Genomic DNA, 17441 nt, shown 5'->3' on the forward strand with positions numbered 1-17441 from the left:
CGGGTGGAGGCGCTCAAGCCTCGAGCGGAACCCCTGCCGCGTCGATCCCCGCGGCGTCGAGCATCGCCTCGAGCACGCCCTCCTCGTCGGGCAGCGGCTGCAGCACATCGCCGGAGACGAAGACGCGCACCTGCAGCAGCGCCTGGTGCACGAGCATGGCAAGTCCGGAGACGACCGTGCCGTCGACGGACGCCCACGCCGACGCGAGCGCGCTCGGCCACGGCTCGTACGCCACGTCGAGCAGCACGGCCCTGCGCCGGGTGCTGTCGGTGTACAGCGCCTCGGTGCTCGTGCCGCCCGGGAGGGTGCTGATCACGAGGTCTGGGACGTCGAGCGAGCGGTCGGCCTGGCTGAACGAGCGCAGCCGGATCATCAGCCCCAGCTCGTGCGCCAGCGGCTCCAGCCACGACGACTTCTCCAGGTCGCGCACATGCACGTCGACCCGCTCGGCGCCGAGCTCGGCGACGGCGGCCAAGGCGGACGCCGCTGTCGCTCCCCCGCCCAGGATGTGGACGTAGCGCGCCTCCGTCAGTCCGGCGCCCGCGAGCGCCCGCACGATGCCGGCGACGTCGGTGTTGAAGCCGGCGACGGCCTCCCCATCGAACAGGACGGTGTTCGCGGCGCCCGTCTGCTCGGCGACGCGGTCGCGCTCGGTGAGCAGCGGGAGCACGGCCTGCTTGAGCGGCATCGTCAGCGAGAGACCCCGCCACTCGGGACCGAGCCCGTCGATGAAGTCGGCCAGCCCGCCCTCCGGCACGTCGACGGCCTCGTAGGACCAGTCGAGGCCCAGCGCGTCGTAGGCCGCGGCGTGGAGCTCGGGCGAGCGGGAGTGCGCCACCGGGGAGCCGAGCACGGCGAGGCGATAGGAGGGGGTGTCTACGGGTTCGTCTTCTTCGTCGTCGTCGTCGTCGGGCTCGGCGTCGCCCTTCTCGACCGCGATCTCCTCCGCCACCTCGACGTCGAGCGCGATGTCCTCGGCGACCTCCGGCGCGACGGCCTCGACGCCGCCATCCCCGGGAACGCCGTCGTCGTCCGATTCGTCGTCGTCCCCGTCGGCGTCGTCGTCCGCCTCCTCGAGCCCCACCTCGTCGAGGTCGTCGTCGTCCGGCTCCTCGCGCTCCTCGGCCTCCTCGGCCTCTTCGACGGCGCGCTCCTCCGCCTCGGCGGCGCGCTCCGCCTCCACGAGTTCAGCGATCTGCGCCTCGGCCGACGCCTCGGAGACGCCGTCCTCCTGGGCGGGGCGCTCGTCGGCGTCCGCGCGGCTCGTACGGGGGTTCTTACCGGTGTCACTCATACTCGGGGTGATCCTTCATCCACTGCTGCCACTTCTCCACCGCTGCCTCGTGCTCCGCGTCCGTCGTGGAGAAGATCGTCTCGCCGGTCTCCAGGTTCCAGGTCACGAAGAACATCCACGGGCCGTCCGCCGGGTGCACCACCGCGTTGATCGCGAGGTCGCCCGGGTTCGAGATCGGCCCGACAGGGAGCCCCTCGTGCGCGTACGTGTTGTAGGGGTTGCTCGCGTCCGCGCGCTCCGCGTCGGTGGTCTCCACCCGGTGGGTGTTGCCCGTGCCGTAGGCGACGGTCGCGTCGGACTGCAGCTTCCACCCCTGCGCGAGCCGGTTCAGGAAGACGCGGGCGACCTTCGGGTAATCGTCCTTCAGGCCGGCCTCACGCTGCACGACGGAGGCCAGGATGATCGTCTTCCAGCGGTCCGCCGGTGCGACGCCGGCCTCGTCGAGCGCCTGGAACATGCGGTCGACCATCGTCTTGATGGCGTCGTGCGCGGTGGTCCCCGGCCCGAAGGTGTAGGTCGCCGGGAACAGGAAGCCCTCCAGCGACTTCGCCTCCGCCGGCAACCCGAAGTCCGCCGGCTTCGCGGCGGCGGCCTTCAGCTCGTCGAGCGAGATGCCTGCCTGCTCCGAGACGATCTGCAGCGCGTCCACCGCTGCCGTCCCCTCCGGGATGACCGCGGTGTTCTGGACGCGGCTCGCCGGGTCCTGCAGCGCGACGAGCGCCGAGCTCGCGCTCATCTGCTTCGCCAGCTTGAAGACGCCGGGCTGGAACTCCACCTGGGTGCTCTGCCGGAGCAGCAGCGAGTAGAAGGCGTCGTAGCTCTTCGTGACGCCCGCCTTGTGCAGCTTCGTGGCGATGTCGGAGCCGGTGTCGCCCGAGACGATGGTGAACATCACCTCGCCGGTGCCGCTGCCGCTGTAGTCGTCGTCCTTCGGTGCGAACTTGTCCACCAGCGCGGCCACCTGCGGCTGGAACACGGCGTAGGCCGCTCCGGCCATCCCGCCGAGCACGGCGAAGATCACGACGAAGACGATCAGCGGGCGCACCCAACGGCGCTTCCGCTTGGGCGGGTCCTCGTGCGAGAGGTAGTTCTGCTGCCGCCACGCGAGCGGAGACCCGCCCTCCTCGGGCGTCTCGTCGTGGTCGGCGAAGGCGCCGAACAGCGCACGGGCGGGATGGTCGTGGTCGTGGTCTCGCGCGTCCGAGCCGTGACGGCGCGCTGCGGCGCCCACCGGCTCCGGCTGCTCCACCTGCGCGATCGGCCCGGTGATGACGGCGTCGAAGTCGAGCCGGTCGAGCGCGTCGCGGTCGGTCGAGGTCTCCGGGACGGCCGGAACGGGGCCGCTCTGCAGCAGCGGCGGATGCTCCGCCTCGGCGGCGGCCCGCGCCGAGCGCGGCGGCGGCGCGGCCTCGGTCGGCTGCTCCCTGTGTTCCTCGGGCTCTTGGAGCTCCCGGGGCTCCTCCTGCGCGGCCTGGCCTTCACCCGGCGTCTCGGCGGGCTGCGCCTCCTGCGCCTCCCGAGCCAGTCGGGCCTCCCGGCGGGTCATCGGCTGCCGGTTGACGGCAGGGAACGCGGGCGGCTCCGGCTTCTCGTTCGGATTCTGGGACAAGGGGGAGGTCCTCTGCTCGCTTCGGTCAGATGCTCGGATCGACGGGATCGCCAGGCGGACGGCCGGAAGCGCGCTCCGCGTCGAGGGCGTGCTGCAAAATTATCGCGGCAGCCACCTGATCCACCACCGGACGCGCCTTTTTCGTGTTCTTGCCGCCGGCCCGCAGCGCGGTGTGCGCCGAGACGGTCGTCAGCCGCTCATCCATCAGCCGCACCGGAACGCCCAGCTCGGAGGCGAGGGCCTCCGCGAAGGCGATGGCGTCGGCCGTCGATGCGGTGTGCGCTCCGGAGAGCGCCAGCGGCAGACCGACGATAATCTCCGAAACTCCGAGTTCCCCCACGATCTCGGCGATCCTGCGGCGATCCGCAGCATCTTCGGAGCGTTGCACCGTCTCGTACGGCGTCGCCAGCAGCCCGCCGGCGTCGGAGCGGCTCACGCCGACACGGACCTTGCCGACGTCGATCCCGAGCCGCACCCCGTCGCGCACGCGTCAGCCGATCGCCGAGACGACCGCGCCGAGCGCCGCGGGGATCGCGTCCGCGTCGGTGCCGCCGCCCTGTGCGAGGTCGGCCTTGCCGCCGCCTCCGCCGCCGAGGATGCCGGCCGCCGTCTTCGCGAGCGCGCCCGCATTGACGCCGGCGTCCCGCGCCGCCTGGTTGGTGGCGACGATCACGACGGGCTTGCCGCCGGCGCGCGCCGCGAGGGCGACCGCCGCCGGGTCGGAGCCGAGCCGCTCGCGCACGGTGGTGACGAGGAGGCGCAGGTCGTCCGCCGAGTTGAGCGTCCCGGCGTCCTCCGCGACGACTCGCACGGAGCCGCGGCGCGTGGCGGACTCGAGCAGCGCGGGCACCTTGTCGAGCACCGCGCGGGCCTCGAACGCCTGGATGCGCTTCTCGGCCGCCTTGAGGTTCGCCATCAGGTCGGCGATCTTCTCGGGCAGCTGCTCCCGCGGCGTCTTCAGGGAGCTCGACAGCTGGGAGACGATGGTGCGCTCGACCGCGAGGTCGCGGAACGCCTCCAGACCGACCAGCGACTCCACGCGCCGGTTGGTGGAGCCGACGGACGACTCGCTGACGAGGTTGATCATCCCGATCTCGGAGCTGCTGGACACGTGCGTGCCCGCGCAGAGCTCGCGCGACCACGGGCCGCCGATGTCGACCACGCGCACGACGTCGCCGTACTTCTCGCCGAACAGCGCCATCGCGCCGAGCGCCTTGGCCTCGGCCAGCGGCAGCTCGCGCGTGGTGACCTCGAGGTTCTGCCGGATCGCGTTGTTCGAGATCTCCTCGATCTCGCTGCGGGTCTCGGGCGAGAGCGCCTGGTTCCACGAGAAGTCGAGCCGCAGGTAGCCGGCCTTGTTGTACGAGCCCGACTGGTGGGCGTTCGACCCGAGCACCTCGCGGAGAGCCGCGTGGATGATGTGCGTGCCGGAGTGCGCCTGCCGCGCGCCGCGGCGGTACTCCGCGTCGACGAGGCTCGTCGCCGGAGCGCCGACGCCGACCTCGCCGCTGCGCACCTGCACCTTGTGGCTGATGAGGCCCTTCACGGGCTTCTGCACGTCGAGCACCTCGAGCTCGTAGCCGGGTCCGACGATCGTGCCCGCGTCGGCGTCCTGGCCGCCCGACTCGGCGTAGAGAGCCGTCGCGCCGAGGATGATCTCGGCGATCTGCCCCTCGCTCGCCTTGTTCACCGACCGGCCGTCGACGATCAGCCCGAGCACGCTCGACTCCGTCTCCAGCTCGGTGTAGCCGGTGAAGACGGTCTCGCCCTGCGCGCGGAAGTCGCTGTAGACCGACAGGTCGGCCAGCGCGGTCTTCTTCGCCTTGGCGTCCGCCTTGGCGCGGGCGCGCTGGTCGGCCATGAGGGTGTCGAAGGCGGCGCGGTCGACGCTGAGCCCGGCCTCCTCCGCCATCTCCAGCGTGAGGTCGATCGGGAAGCCGTAGGTGTCGTGGAGGAGGAAGGCGGTGTCGCCCGCGAGCTCCTTCTTGCCGGCCGTGCGGGTGTTCGCCACCGCCGTGTCGAGGATGGTCGTGCCCGACGCGAGCGTGCGGAGGAACGTCTCCTCCTCGGCGTACGCGAGCTGCGACACACGGTCGAACTCGGTCGCGACCTCCGGGTAGGCGGCCTTCATCGCGTCACGGGAGGCGGTGAACAGCTCCGGGAAGGTCGGCGTGTCCACACCCAGCAGGCGCATCGCACGAACGGTGCGGCGCAGCAGGCGCCGGAGCACGTAGCCGCGACCCTCGTTCGACGGCGTGACGCCGTCGGTCATCAGCATGAGCGCGCTGCGCACGTGGTCCGCGACCACGCGGAGCCGGACGTCGTCCTCGTGCGCCTCGTTGCCGTACGGCTTGTTCGCGAGCTCGGCCGCGCGGTCGAGGACCGGGCGCACCTGGTCGATCTCGTACATGTTGTCGACGCCCTGCTTGATGAACGCGACGCGCTCGAGACCCATGCCGGTGTCGATGTTCTTCTTCGGCAGGTCGCCGAGGATCTCGAAGTCCTTCTTGCCGGTGCCCTCGCCGCGGAGGTACTGCATGAAGACGAGGTTCCAGATCTCGACGTAGCGGTCGTCGTCGGTCGCGGGACCGCCGTCGATGCCGTACGCAGGACCGCGGTCGAAGAAGATCTCCGAGCACGGGCCGGCCGGGCCGGGCTGACCGGTGGACCAGTAGTTGGTGTCCTTGCCGAGGCCCTGGATGCGCTCCTCCGGGAGGCTGGAGACGCGACGCCAGATCTCGCGCGCCTCGTCGTCCTCCTCGTAGACCGTCACCCAGAGGTCGTCGGGCGAGAAGCCGAGGCCGCCCTCGTCCTCGGAGGTGGTCAGCAGGTCCCAGGCGAACGTGATCGCCTGCTCCTTGAAGTAGTCGCCGAACGAGAAGTTGCCGCACATCTGGAAGAACGTGCCGTGCCGCGGGGTCTTGCCGACCTCGTCGATGTCGAGCGTGCGGATGCACTTCTGCACGCTGGTCGCGCGCGGGAACGGCGCGGGGACGACGCCCGTCAGGTACGGCACGAACGGCACCATCCCGGCCACCGTGAACAGCAGGGAGGGGTCGTCGCTCACCAGCGAGGCGGAGGGGACGACGGTGTGGCCGCGCTCGGCGAAGAAGTCGAGCCAGCGGCGGTGGATTTCAGCGGTCTGCATGGGTTCCGGTCGTTCGGGGCGTGTGCGTGGGATGAAGGAGGGGGTTCAGTCGCCGATGGCGGAGCGCAGCTCGGCCTCGCGCTGGCGGTAGCCGTCCGAGACGGCCTCGCCGAAGTCGCGCGCCTTCTGGTCGAGCGAGCTGAAGAACTCGCGACCCTTCTGCGTCTCGTTCACCCGGTGCGCGACGACGAAGCCGAGGCCGACGCCCACGAGGAGCCACAGGAAACTCTTCATTGCTGATCTTCCCTCCTGGATGCGTGCGCGCCGCAGCGCGTCTGGAGCACCTGTCGAGTCTAGTGCGTGCCGCGGCGGGAGCGCCGGGAGCCGCCCGCGGCAGCACCGGCCGCCGTGAAGGCGGCCTTCACGGCGGCGCTGAAGCCGGCCAGCTTGATCAGCGGGCCGCCGACGGTGGCGGCGAACAGGGCGACCAGGGCCGACACGTTGCCGGTCACATCCGCGACGTTGCGGGTGATCGTGTCGACGCGTGCGAGCTGCTTGTTGGTCTCCTGCAGGGTGGTCGCCGTCTCGTCGAGGATCGGCGTGATGCCGTCGCTCGCCTCCTTGATCGCCGCGCGGGTCTGGTCGAGCACCCGGCCGAGCTTGAGCAGGGGGACGGCGATGAAGCCCACCAGCACGGCGAAGACGCCCGCCGCGATCAGTCCTGCGATGTCGCCACCAGACACGAGAGGTCCTTCCATTCCGTCGCCGCCATATATGCGCGAAGCGCCGTCCCAGCCTAGCGCTGAAACCGCGGCCGCCCGCGGAGACGACGAACGGGGCCGTGGCCGGAGCCACGACCCCGTCCGGGAGTCTCGCGCGGAGTCTTAGCGGGCCGCGTAGTACTCGACGACCAGCTGGACCTCACAGGTCACAGGGACCTCGACGCGCTTCGGGCGACGGAGGAGGCGGGCCTGGAGCTTGTCGATCTCGACGTCGAGGTAGCCGGGCACCTTGGGGAGCACGTCGACGTGACCGCCGGCGGCCGCCACCTGGAACGGCTCGGTGCCCTCGGAGCGGGCCTTGACGTGGATGAGCTGACCCGGCTTCACGCGGAACGACGGGCGGTCCACGATCTTGCCGTCGACCAGGATGTGGCGGTGCACCACGAACTGGCGGGCCTGGGAGATGGTGCGGGCGAAGCCGGCGCGGAGGACGAGGGCGTCCAGGCGCATCTCGAGGATCTCGACCAGGTTCTCACCGGTCAGGCCCTGCGTGCGGCGGGCCTCCTCGAACGCGATGCGCAGCTGCTTCTCGCGGATGCCGTACTGGGCGCGCAGACGCTGCTTCTCGCGCAGACGCACGGCGTAGTCGGAGTCGGCCTTGCGCTTGGTGCGGCCGTGCTCACCCGGGGCGTAGGGGCGCTTCTCGAGGTAGCGCGCTGCCTTCGGGGTGAGCGCGATGCCGAGGGCACGCGACTCGCGGGTCTTGCTACGGGCTCGTGAGGACACGATTTCCTTTCAATGGTCTCTCTAGTACGAAAACTGCGGAACGCGACAAGGCGTCCGCGCGCACGACGAGTGCGCTGAGAGAGGGATTCTTGCCGGGAGCGCCCGGCTACAGGGCCGCTCCGTCGAGAGCGCGTTCCGGGCAGCCGCACCCTGAACGCGCTTCTAGGCCCATCGAGTCTAGCAGACCGCGGGTCAGCGTCCGCGCACGATGCGGCGCAGCTTGGCGAGGCGCGACGACACGTCGCGCTCGTTCCCGTGCTCGGTCGGCGTGTAGTACGTCGTGTCGGCGAGCTCGTCGGGGAGGTACTGCTGCCGCAGCACGCCGAGCGCGTCGTCGTGCGGGTACTTGTAGCCCTTGCCGTGGCCGAGTCGCTTCGCCCCGGGATAGTGAGCGTCGCGGAGGTGCTTGGGCACCCTCCCGATCTTCCCGGCGCGCACGTCGGCGATGGCCGCGTCCAGCGCCATGTACGAGGCGTTCGACTTGGGGGCGGTGGCGAGGTGGACGACGGCCTGGGCGAGCGGGATGCGCCCCTCCGGCATGCCGATGTACTGCACGGCGTCGGCGGCCGCGATGGCGACGACGAGCGCCTGCGGGTCGGCCATCCCGATGTCTTCCGAGGCTGACACGATGATGCGTCGGGCGATGAACCGCGGGTCCTCCCCCGCCTCGATCATCCGGGCCAGGTAGTGCAGCGCCGCGTCGACGTCGGAGCCGCGCACCGACTTGATGAAGGCGCTGATCACGTCGTAGTGCTCGTCGCCGTTGCGGTCGTAGCGCAGCAGGGCGCGGTCGACGGCCTGCGCGACGAGCTCCGCGGTGATGACGGGCTTCTTCTTGGACGTCGCCGGCGTCGCGGAGGCGGCGGTCACCGACGCGGCCTCGAGCGCGGTCAGCGCACGCCGCGCGTCACCGGACGCGAGCCGGATGAGCACGGCCCGAGCCTCCCCCTCCAGCTCGTACTGCCCGGCAAGCCCGCGGTCGTCGGCCACGGCGCGGTCGATGACGACGCCGAGGTCGTCGTCGCTCAGCGTCTCGAGCGTGAGCAGCAGCGAGCGCGACAGGAGCGGCGAGATCACCGAGAACGACGGGTTCTCCGTGGTGGCCGCGACCAGCGTCACCCAGCCGTTCTCGACGCCGGGGAGCAGGGCGTCCTGCTGGGCCTTGGTGAAGCGGTGGATCTCGTCGAGGAAGAGCACGGTCGAGATGCCGTACAGGTCGCGGGTGGAGAGCGCCTCGTCCATCACCAGGCGGACGTCCTTGACGCCGGCCGTCACGGCCGAGAGCTCGACGAACCGCCGGCCCGACGAGTGCGCGATGGCCTGCGCCAGCGTGGTCTTGCCCGTGCCCGGAGGACCCCACAGGATCACCGAGACCGAGCCGGAGCTCCCCTCCTTGTCGGAGGCCAGCGCCACCAACGGCGACCCCGGCTTCAGCAGGTGCCGCTGACCCGCCACCTCGTCGAGCGAGGTGGGCCGCATGCGCACGGCGAGCGGCGTCGCTCCCGTACGGAGCCCAGGTTGCACATCGACCACCCGACAAGGCTAGTCGCTGCCACTGACACTCCCCCGACACTCCACGGAGGCCGTTTGTCGCTCATAGGCGTGCCCGCTAAGGTTCTCCATGACTCGCGGGCCGGCGCCCGCGCTACCCCCTTTCCCCCGCCCGGCGGCACGGCCGAGGCGCCTGACAGAGGACAGACGTGGCACCCAGCAAGCAGAACGACCGCGAGGCCCGCCAGGCGAGGGAGCGCCTGCGCGCCTATCAGGCCAGGCAGAGCGTGCACGAGCGCTCGATCGCCCGCCGCAGGCGCGACAACTGGATCGCCGGCATCGCGGGCGTCGTGATCGTCGCCCTCGCCGTCGGCGCGCAGCTGCTGTACTTCGGGGCCGGACCCGGCGCGGTCAGCGCCTCCCCCTCGGCCTCCGCCACGCCCGCGCCGACCCCGACGCCGACGGCCACCGGCCAGAACTCGGGCGACGTGCCCCCGGCCTCCCTCTCCGAGAACCGCACCTGGAGCGGAAAGCTCGTGATCAACGGCATCGATCTCGGCGTCTCGCTCGACGGCAAGGCGGCCCCGCAGGCGGTCGCCTCCACCGTCTCCCTCACGCAGAAGGGCTTCTACGACGGCCTCAGCTGCCACCGCCTGACCAACGGCGGCTTCTACGTGCTCCAGTGCGGCGACCCGGAGGGCAACGGCTCCGGCGGCCCCGGCTACTCCTACGGCCCGATCGAGAACGCGCCGGCCGACAACGTGTACAAGGCCGGCACCATCGCGATGGCCCGCCAGGGCGGCAACGCCAACAGCCAGGGCAGCCAGTTCTTCGTCGTCTACAAGGACACCACCATCCCGTCCGACGGGGCCGGCGGCTACACCGTCATCGGGAAGGTCACCAGCGGGCTCGACACGCTCGTCACCGACGTCGCCGACAAGGGCGTCGAGGGCGGCTCCTCCGACGGCGCCCCCGCGGTGAAGACGACCATCGACAGCTTCACGCTGCAGTGACCGCGGCGTGTGCAATAGGCTGATTCCGACCGTCGGGCGGGTCTCCCCCGCCCGCCCAGCACTGCAGCAAGGTGAGGCTCTTGGCTACTTCTGATCAGCACCCGTGGGGTCGCGTCGACGAGGACGGCACCGTCTACGTGCGCGAGGGCGACGGCGAGCGTGCCGTCGGCCAGTACCCGGACGGCACGCAGGAGGAGGCGCTCGCGTACTTCGAGCGCAAGTACACCGATCTCGCCGGCCAGGTCTCGCTGCTCGAGCAGCGGGCCCGCCGCGGCGCGCCCGCGAACGACATCGCCAAGTCGGTGGCGAACCTCCGCTCCGCCGTTGAGGGCGCGAACGCCGTCGGCGACCTCGCCTCGCTGTCGACGCGCCTGGACGCGCTCGGCGGCACCGTGGAGGAGCTGACCGAGCAGCAGAGCGCCGAGGCCAAGGCCGCCGTCGAGCAGGCCGTCGCCGAGCGCACCGCGATCGTGGAGGAGGCGGAGGCCCTCGCCGCGCAGGACCCGGCGCGCACGCAGTGGAAGCAGACCACGGCCTCCCTCGACGCGCTGTTCGCGCGCTGGCAGGCGCACCAGCACGACGGCCCCCGGCTCCCCAAGGCCAAGGCCGACGAGCTCTGGAAGCGGTTCCGCGGCGCCCGCTCCACCATCGAGCACAACCGCAAGGCGTTCTTCGCCGACCTCGACAACCAGCACCGCGACGTGCGCTCCCGCAAGAACGCGCTCATCGAGCAGGCCGAGGCGCTCATCCCGCAGGGCGCGGACGGCGTGCCGGAGTACCGCCGCCTCCTCGACCAGTGGAAGCTTGCCGGTCGCGCCGGCAAGAAGAACGACGACGCACTGTGGGCCCGCTTCAAGGCGGCCGGAGACGCGATCTACTCGGCGAAGGCCGAGGTCGACGCCCGCGACAACGTCGAGTACGAGGCCAACCTCCAGCAGAAGCTCGCCCTCCTCGAGGAGGCGGAGCCGATCCTGCAGGAGAAGGACCGCGAGAAGGCCCGTGCCGCGCTGCTCTCGGTGCAGGAGCGCTGGGACGCCATCGGCCGCGTCCCGCGCGACCAGGTGCGCCCGATCGAGGACCGCCTCCGCAAGGTCGAGGCGGCCGTCCGCCGGCTCGACGAGGAGCACTGGGAGCGCAACAACCCCGAGAAGAAGGCCCGCTCCGAGGGCCTCGCCAGCCAGCTCAACGCGGCCATCGCCAAGCTCGAGCAGGAGCTCGCCGACGCGGAGGCGAGCGGCGACCAGTCCAAGGTGAAGGCCGCCCAGGAGGCGCTCGACGCCCGCCGCATCTGGCTCGACGCGCTGGGCTAGCCGACACTCTTCCGCACAGCCGCCGCGGCCGGATCGGTTCTCCACCGATCCGGCCGCGGCGTTTCTGCGGGCGCCTGCTCCCGCGAGGCTGGAGGGCATGACGACACTCTGCCCTCCACTCCTCGACGGGAGCGTGATGCCCCTCGCCGAGCTGCTGGCGCTCTGCCTCGACGGTCAGCTCTTCCGCGTCGGGGACGCGTTCGCATGCCCCGACACCCCCGACACTCCGGAGCTCCGGGCACGGTCTCTGGACGGGCAGCTCCCCGCAGACGCCATCCTCGAACGCGGAACGGCCGCCTGGGTCCACGGAACCCGGAGCTCACCGCCGGGCGTGCCGCAGGTGTGCCGTCGGCCCGGGGCGGTGGGCGGCAAGCCGCCGGCGCCCGTCGATCTGCGCCGACGCATGCTCGCGCCCGACGAGGTCACGGCCGTCGGGTCCGTGGCGGCGACCACTCCCCTGCGCACGGCCGCCGACCTGCTGCTCCAGGAGCCCTTCGGCGGGCAGGAGGCCCTGGAGGTGCGGCATCTGCTCCGCCTGGCGGGCGCGCCACCCGGGGCCCTGCTTCCGCTGGTCCCGTGCGGCCGCCGTGTCATGAGACAACGCGTGGAGGAGCGCGTGACGGCTGTGCGCCGTGCCCGGCTGCCGCGTGAGTGAGCGGTGGAGGGGCGGACCCTCAGCCGCCGCTGACGCGGTAGACGTCGTACACGCCGTCGATGCGGCGCACCGCGTTGAGCACGCGGTCGAGGTGCGTCGTGTCGCCCATCTCGAACACGAACCGGCTGAGCGCCAGCCGGTCGCTCGAGGTGGTGACCGTCGCGGAGAGGATGTTCACGTGATGCTCGGACAGCACACGCGTCACGTCGGAGAGCAGCCCCGAGCGGTCGAGCGCCTCCACCTGGATCTGCACCAGGAAGACGCTCTTCGAGCTGGGCGCCCACTCGACCTCGATCATCCGGTCGGGCTCCTGCAGCAGCGACTGCACGTTGTGGCAGTTCGCCTGGTGCACCGAGACGCCCTGGCCGCGCGTGATGAAGCCGACGATCGGATCACCCGGAACGGGCGTGCAGCACTTGGCGAGCTTCACCAGGATGTCGGGCGCCCCGCGGACGAGCACGCCGGAGTCGCTGCTGCGCAGCTGACGCCCACGGCCCTTCACCGGGATCTCGAGCTCGGTGTCGGACTCGACCTCCGTCTGCAGGGAGGCGACGACCTTCTCGATCACCGACTGCGTCGAGATGTGGCCCTCACCGACGGCCGCGTACAGGCTGGAGACGTCGGCGTGCTTGAGCGACGACGCGACCTCCACCAGGGCGTCCTGGGTCATGAGCTTCTGCAGCGGGAGGTTCTGCTTGCGCATGGCGCGCGCGATCGCGTCCTTGCCCTGTTCGATCGCCTCGTCGCGGCGCTCCTTGGTGAACCACTGCCGGATCTTGTTGCGCGCGCGGGGGCTCTTGACGAAGTTGAGCCAGTCCTGGCTGGGCCCGGAGTCCGGGTTCTTCGACGTGAAGATCTCGACGACGTCGCCGGTCGACAGCGTCGACTCGAGCGGCACGAGGCGGCCGTTGACCTTGGCGCCCATCGTGCGGTGGCCGACCTCGGTGTGGACGGCGTACGCGAAGTCCACCGGGGTGGCCCCGGCCGGGAGGCCGATGACGCGGCCCTTCGGCGTGAAGACGTACACCTCCTTGGCGCCGATCTCGAACCGCAGCGAGTCGAGGAACTCGCTCGGGTCGGCGGTCTCGGCCTGCCAATCGGAGATGTGCGCGAGCCAGGCGAGGTCCGTGTCGTTCTTCGACGGTCCGCCGGCGCTCCTGCCGGTGGTCTGCTCCTTGTACTTCCAGTGCGCGGCGACACCGAACTCGGCGCGCTGATGCATCTCCTCGGTGCGGATCTGGATCTCGACCGGACGGCCCTGCGGACCGATCACCGTGGTGTGGAGCGACTGGTACAGATTGAACTTCGGCGTCGCGATGTAGTCCTTGAACCGGCCCGGCATGGGCGTCCAGCGCGCATGGATCTGCCCGAGCACGGCGTAGCAGTCGCGCACGGTGTTGACCAGCACGCGGATGCCGACGAGGTCGTAGATGTCGTCGAACTCGCGGCCCCGCACGACCATCTTCTGGTAGATCGAGTAGTACTGCTTCGGCCGGCCGACCACCTTGCCACGGATGCGGGCCGCCTTGAGGTCGTCGTTGATCGTGTCGATGACGTGCTGGACGAGGCGCTCCCGCTCGGGCGTGCGCTGCTTCACGAGGCTCTCGATCTCGGCGTAGAGCTTCGGGTAGAGCACGGCGAACGACAGGTCCTCGAGCTCCCACTTGATGGCCTGGATGCCCAGGCGGTGCGCGAGCGGCGCGTAGATCTCGAGGGTCTCGGTGGCTTTGCGCGTCGCGTTCGCGGCGGGGACGAAGCCCCAGGTGCGCGCGTTGTGCAGGCGGTCGGCGAGCTTGATGATCAGCACGCGGATGTCCTTCGACATCGCGACGATCATCTTGCGCACGGTCTCGGCCTGCGCGCTGTCGCCGTACTTGACCTTGTCGAGCTTGGTCACCCCGTCGACCAGCATGGCGATCTCGTCGCCGAACTGCTCGCGCAGCTCGTCGAGGGTGAACTCCGTGTCCTCGACCGTGTCGTGCAGCAGCGCCGCGGCGATCGTCTTCGCACCGATCCCCAGGTCGGCGATGATCTGCGCGACAGCCACCGGGTGGGTGATGTAGGGCTCGCCGGAGCGGCGCTTCTGGCCGCGGTGGGCGCGCTCCGCCACCGTGTAGGCGCGCTCGATGAGCGACAGGTCCGCCTTCGGGTGATGCAGGCGGACCGTCCGCATCAGGGTGTCGACGGCGCCGGCGGGCTGCGATGCCCGGGAGAAGATGCGCGGTACGAGACGGCGCAGGGAAGCGGCCTGTGGTGTCGATGTGTCAACCATGTGCGCGCCTCCTGTCGTCCATTATCGCTGCTGCGCGGGACTCCCCGCGCACCGCGAGGAGGCCTGCCTTCAGGCGACCGTACCCGCAGATCCGTCCGTGCGCTGCACCGGCGACCCATCGGCCTGCCAGGCGGACATGCCGCCCGAGACGTTGGCCGCCGGATAGTCGGCATCGCAGAGGGCGTCCGTCGCCATCCGCGAGCGGTACCCGGAGTGGCAGATCACGAGGATCTGCTCGTCCTCCGGCAGCTCGTCCTGGCGCAGACCGAGTTGCGAGAGCGGGATGTGGTGGGCGCCAGGGGCGTGCCCGGCCTCCCACTCGTGATCCTCACGGACGTCGAGCAGCCAGGCCGAACCCGACCTCACGAACTCGCGCGCCCGCGCGGCGCTCACCTCGTCTTCAGAGAGAAAAGAACCGCTCACGCTCCCCCGCTATTCCACGGTGACGGCGTCGACGGCCGGAGTGGTGGACGCCTTCGGGCGGATGGAGCGCACCTTCAGGTCGTGCTTGCGGATGGCGGCCTCGCCCTCGCGGAACTGCGAGTACATCGGCGCGGCCAGGAAGATCGTCGAGTACGTGCCGACGATGATGCCGATCAGCAGCGCGAGCGAGATGTCGCGCAGCGTCGCCGCACCGAGCGCGTACGCGCCGATGAAGAGGATCGACGCCACCGGGAGCACCGCGACGACGGCCGTGTTGATCGACCGCACGAGCGTCTGGTTCACGGCGAGGTTGACCGACTCGGCGAACGTGCGCCGGGTCAGCTCCATCTCTTCGCGGGTGTTCTCCCGGATCTTGTCGAACACCACGACGGTGTCGTACAGCGAGTAACCGAGGATCGTCAGGAAGCCGATCATGGTCGCCGGCGAGACCTCGAAGCCGACGAGCGCGTAGATGCCCGCGGTGATGATGAGGTCGTGGAACAGCGAGATGATCGCCGACGCCGACATCTTCCAGGTGCGGAAGTACAGCGCCATCGCGATGAACGCGAGCAGGAGGAAGACGACCAGACCCTGGATCGACTGCTGCGTGACGTCGGCGCCCCACGACGGGCCGATGAACGTGGAGGCGACCTCGTCGCTCGGCACGCCGTAGGCCTTGGCGAGGGCGGTGGCGACCGAGCGCGTCTCCGAGTCGGAGAGCTGGTCGGTCTGGACGCGGACGGCGTCGTTACCGACGACGCTCACGTGCGAGACGGCGTTGGGGACGACGCTCGCGACGGCGTCCTGCGCCTTCGCGGTGTCGGTGCTCTCGACGTTCGTGACCTGGAACTGGGAGCCGCCGCGGAACTCGATCGAGAAGTTGAACCCGCCCTTGACGATCGGGATCAGGATCGAGAGCACGACCATGACGATCGCGATGGAGTACCAGATCTTGCGCTTGCCGACGAAGTCGAAGGAGCGCGCCCCGGTGTAGAGGTCGTTGCCGAACCTGGTGAGACGGCTGGCCATCAGGAGTCCTTCCCCTCGGTCGATCGATCCGAGGACGTCGTCGCGCCGGCGAGCTCGGCCGCCTTGCGCTCGGCGATGGTCTGGCGGCGAGCCGCCTCCTTGCTGCTGCGTGCTGCGGTGCCGGCGCCGACCGTGACGGCCGGCGAGCGGAACTTCGCAGCGCCGCGGTACACCGCTCCGAGCGCCTGCGGGTCGAGACCCGAGGCCGGGTGCCCGCTGCTGAAGAACCGTGTGCGGGCGAGCAGCTGGAGCGTCGGATGAGTGAACAGCAGCACCACGATGACGTCGATGACCGTCGTGAGGCCGAGTGTGAACGCGAAGCCGCGGACGTTCGCGGCGGCGAGCACGTACAGCACGATGGCGGCGAGCAGGTTGGTGGCCTTCGACGCGTAGATCGTGCGGCGGGCGCGGCTCCAGCCCGCCTCGACGGCGGACTCGAGGCCTCTTCCGTCGCGCAGCTCGTCACGGATGCGTTCGAAGTAGACGATGAACGAGTCCGCTGTGAAACCGATCGCGACGATCAGGCCGGCGACGCCCGCGAGCGAGAGGCGGTAGTCGTAGTGCCACGACAGCAGGGAGATCGTCAGCCAGGTCAGCACGCCGGCCACGACCAGCGAGACGATGGTGACGAAGCCGAGCAGCCGGTACTGGAAGAAGGTGTAGATCGCGACCAGGATCAGGCCGATCAGACCGGCGACCAGACCGCTGATCAGCTGCGAGGTGCCGAGGGTGGCCGAGATGTCGTCCTGACTCTGCACCTTGAAGCTGAACGGCAGCGCGCCGAACTTCAGCTGGTCGGCCAGCGCCTTCGCGCTCGCCTCCGTGAAGTTGCCCGAGATCTGCGGCTTGCCGTCGGTGATCACCGCGTTGGTGGTCGGCGCCGAGATGACCTTGCCGTCGAGCACGATCGCGAACTGGTTCTGCGCGCCCTGCAGGGCGTTGAGGCGGGTGGTGACGTCGGCGAACGCCTTCGTCCCGGCGGCGTTGAAGACGATGTTGACCGCCCACTGGCCGTTGCTCACGCCCTGCGAGCTGGTCATGATGCCGGCGTTGGCGTCGGAGATGTCCTGGCCCTTGACCTCGACCGGGCCGAGCAGGTACTTCGCCTGGTTCTGGTCGTCGCAGGTGATCAGCGGCTTGTCCGTCGGGGCGGCGTTCACGTTCTGCGTGTTCTCCGCCGTGCACGAGAACGCGTTGAACTGCGCCTGCAGCGCCGGGGTGACCCAGGCGAGGTCGCTGCCGTTGGTCGGCGAAGTCGACGGCGTCGACTGGAGGCCCGGCTCCGGCGTCGGGGCGGGCGTCGACTTGCCGTCGGCGCCGACCACTTCGTTGCTCGGGCCGCCGGCGATCAGCACGGGGCGGAAGTCGAGGCGCGCACTCGACTTGACGCGGTTCAGCGTCTCCTCGTCGGGCTTGCCCGGGAGCGACACCACGATGTTGCGCGAGCCCTCGGTCGAGATCTGCGCCTCGGACACGCCGGAGGCGTCGATGCGCTGGCGGATGATCGAGACGGCCTGATCGAGCTGCTGCTGCTGGATCGACTGCCCGTTCTCGACCTGCGGCGTCAGGATGACCTGCGTGCCGCCTTCGAGGTCGAGCGCGAGCTTGGGCAGCCACGTCGCATTGCTGAACAGGACGCCGGCCGTGAGCGTCCCGAGCAGGACGAGCACGATGACGCCGAGCCACGAAAGGGAACGCCAGGCCTTCTTGACCGGGGTCGACTTTGCCACCTAGGAACTCAGCTTTCTA

General features: G+C 70.4%; 15 protein-coding genes. 3 read left to right on the forward strand and 12 right to left on the reverse strand.

Going from position 1 to position 17441, the window contains the following annotated elements; genetic code table 11:
- Positions 1-13: 13 nt before the first annotated feature.
- The 8 genes from P5G50_RS13565 to P5G50_RS13600 all read right to left on the reverse strand — a co-directional run bounded on the left by P5G50_RS13565 (position 14) and on the right by P5G50_RS13600 (position 9032).
- A complete protein-coding gene (locus tag P5G50_RS13565; RefSeq protein WP_301208319.1) occupies positions 14-1294 on the reverse strand; it encodes a shikimate dehydrogenase in 1281 nt (426 codons plus the stop codon).
- A complete protein-coding gene (mltG, locus tag P5G50_RS13570; protein WP_301208318.1) occupies positions 1287-2903 on the reverse strand; it encodes an endolytic transglycosylase MltG in 1617 nt (538 codons plus the stop codon). Before mltG ends, P5G50_RS13565 begins: the two co-directional genes overlap by 8 nt.
- 25 nt (positions 2904-2928) lie before the next feature.
- Positions 2929-3390: a Holliday junction resolvase RuvX gene (ruvX, locus tag P5G50_RS13575; protein ID WP_301208317.1), complete on the reverse strand. Its 462-nt coding sequence runs from the start codon at positions 3388-3390 to the stop codon at positions 2929-2931.
- Positions 3391-3393: 3 nt separating this feature from the next.
- The gene (alaS, locus tag P5G50_RS13580; RefSeq protein ID WP_301208316.1) at positions 3394-6051 is read right to left on the reverse strand and encodes an alanine--tRNA ligase; all 2658 of its coding nucleotides are present in this window, start codon (positions 6049-6051) and stop codon (positions 3394-3396) included.
- Between the two features lie 45 nt (positions 6052-6096).
- Positions 6097-6285: a hypothetical protein gene (locus tag P5G50_RS13585; protein ID WP_301208315.1), complete on the reverse strand. Its 189-nt coding sequence runs from the start codon at positions 6283-6285 to the stop codon at positions 6097-6099.
- Positions 6286-6344: 59 nt separating this feature from the next.
- Positions 6345-6734 (reverse strand): DUF948 domain-containing protein, encoded by a 390-nt coding sequence (locus tag P5G50_RS13590; RefSeq protein WP_301208314.1) that lies wholly within the window; start codon positions 6732-6734, stop codon positions 6345-6347.
- 141 nt (positions 6735-6875) lie between these two features.
- Complete coding sequence (gene rpsD, locus P5G50_RS13595) at positions 6876-7499, reverse strand: 30S ribosomal protein S4 (RefSeq protein WP_435870887.1); 624 nt, start codon at positions 7497-7499, stop codon at positions 6876-6878.
- Between the two features lie 192 nt (positions 7500-7691).
- Complete coding sequence (locus tag P5G50_RS13600) at positions 7692-9032, reverse strand: replication-associated recombination protein A (protein ID WP_301208313.1); 1341 nt, start codon at positions 9030-9032, stop codon at positions 7692-7694.
- 167 nt (positions 9033-9199) lie between these two features.
- Here P5G50_RS13600 and P5G50_RS13605 point away from each other — a divergent pair, with 167 nt between their 5' ends.
- The 3 genes from P5G50_RS13605 (at position 9200) to P5G50_RS13615 (ending at position 11968) form a co-directional block, all read left to right on the forward strand.
- The gene (locus P5G50_RS13605) at positions 9200-10003 is read left to right on the forward strand and encodes a peptidylprolyl isomerase (protein WP_301208312.1); all 804 of its coding nucleotides are present in this window, start codon (positions 9200-9202) and stop codon (positions 10001-10003) included.
- An 80-nt stretch (positions 10004-10083) separates the two neighbouring features.
- A complete protein-coding gene (locus P5G50_RS13610; RefSeq protein WP_301208311.1) occupies positions 10084-11313 on the forward strand; it encodes a DUF349 domain-containing protein in 1230 nt (409 codons plus the stop codon).
- Positions 11314-11410: 97 nt separating this feature from the next.
- The gene (locus P5G50_RS13615) at positions 11411-11968 is read left to right on the forward strand and encodes a hypothetical protein (RefSeq protein WP_301208310.1); all 558 of its coding nucleotides are present in this window, start codon (positions 11411-11413) and stop codon (positions 11966-11968) included.
- Between the two features lie 19 nt (positions 11969-11987).
- Here the strand turns inward: P5G50_RS13615 and P5G50_RS13620 are convergent, their stop codons facing one another.
- The 4 genes from P5G50_RS13620 to secD all read right to left on the reverse strand — a co-directional run bounded on the left by P5G50_RS13620 (position 11988) and on the right by secD (position 17422).
- Positions 11988-14240: a RelA/SpoT family protein gene (locus P5G50_RS13620; protein ID WP_301208308.1), complete on the reverse strand. Its 2253-nt coding sequence runs from the start codon at positions 14238-14240 to the stop codon at positions 11988-11990.
- Positions 14241-14309: 69 nt separating this feature from the next.
- On the reverse strand, positions 14310-14663 hold the full coding sequence (locus P5G50_RS13625) for a rhodanese-like domain-containing protein (RefSeq protein WP_301208307.1): 354 nt from the start codon (positions 14661-14663) through the stop codon (positions 14310-14312).
- A gap of 9 nt (positions 14664-14672) precedes the next feature.
- Complete coding sequence (secF, locus tag P5G50_RS13630) at positions 14673-15692, reverse strand: protein translocase subunit SecF (protein ID WP_301208306.1); 1020 nt, start codon at positions 15690-15692, stop codon at positions 14673-14675.
- Entirely contained in the window at positions 15692-17422 is a 1731-nt protein-coding gene (gene secD / locus P5G50_RS13635) for a protein translocase subunit SecD (protein WP_301208305.1), read from the reverse strand. The genes secF and secD overlap by 1 nt, the downstream gene beginning before the upstream one ends.
- Positions 17423-17441: the final 19 nt, after the last annotated feature.

The organism is Leifsonia williamsii (assembly GCF_030433685.1).
GTDB classification, from domain to species: Bacteria; Actinomycetota; Actinomycetes; order Actinomycetales; family Microbacteriaceae; genus Leifsonia; species Leifsonia williamsii.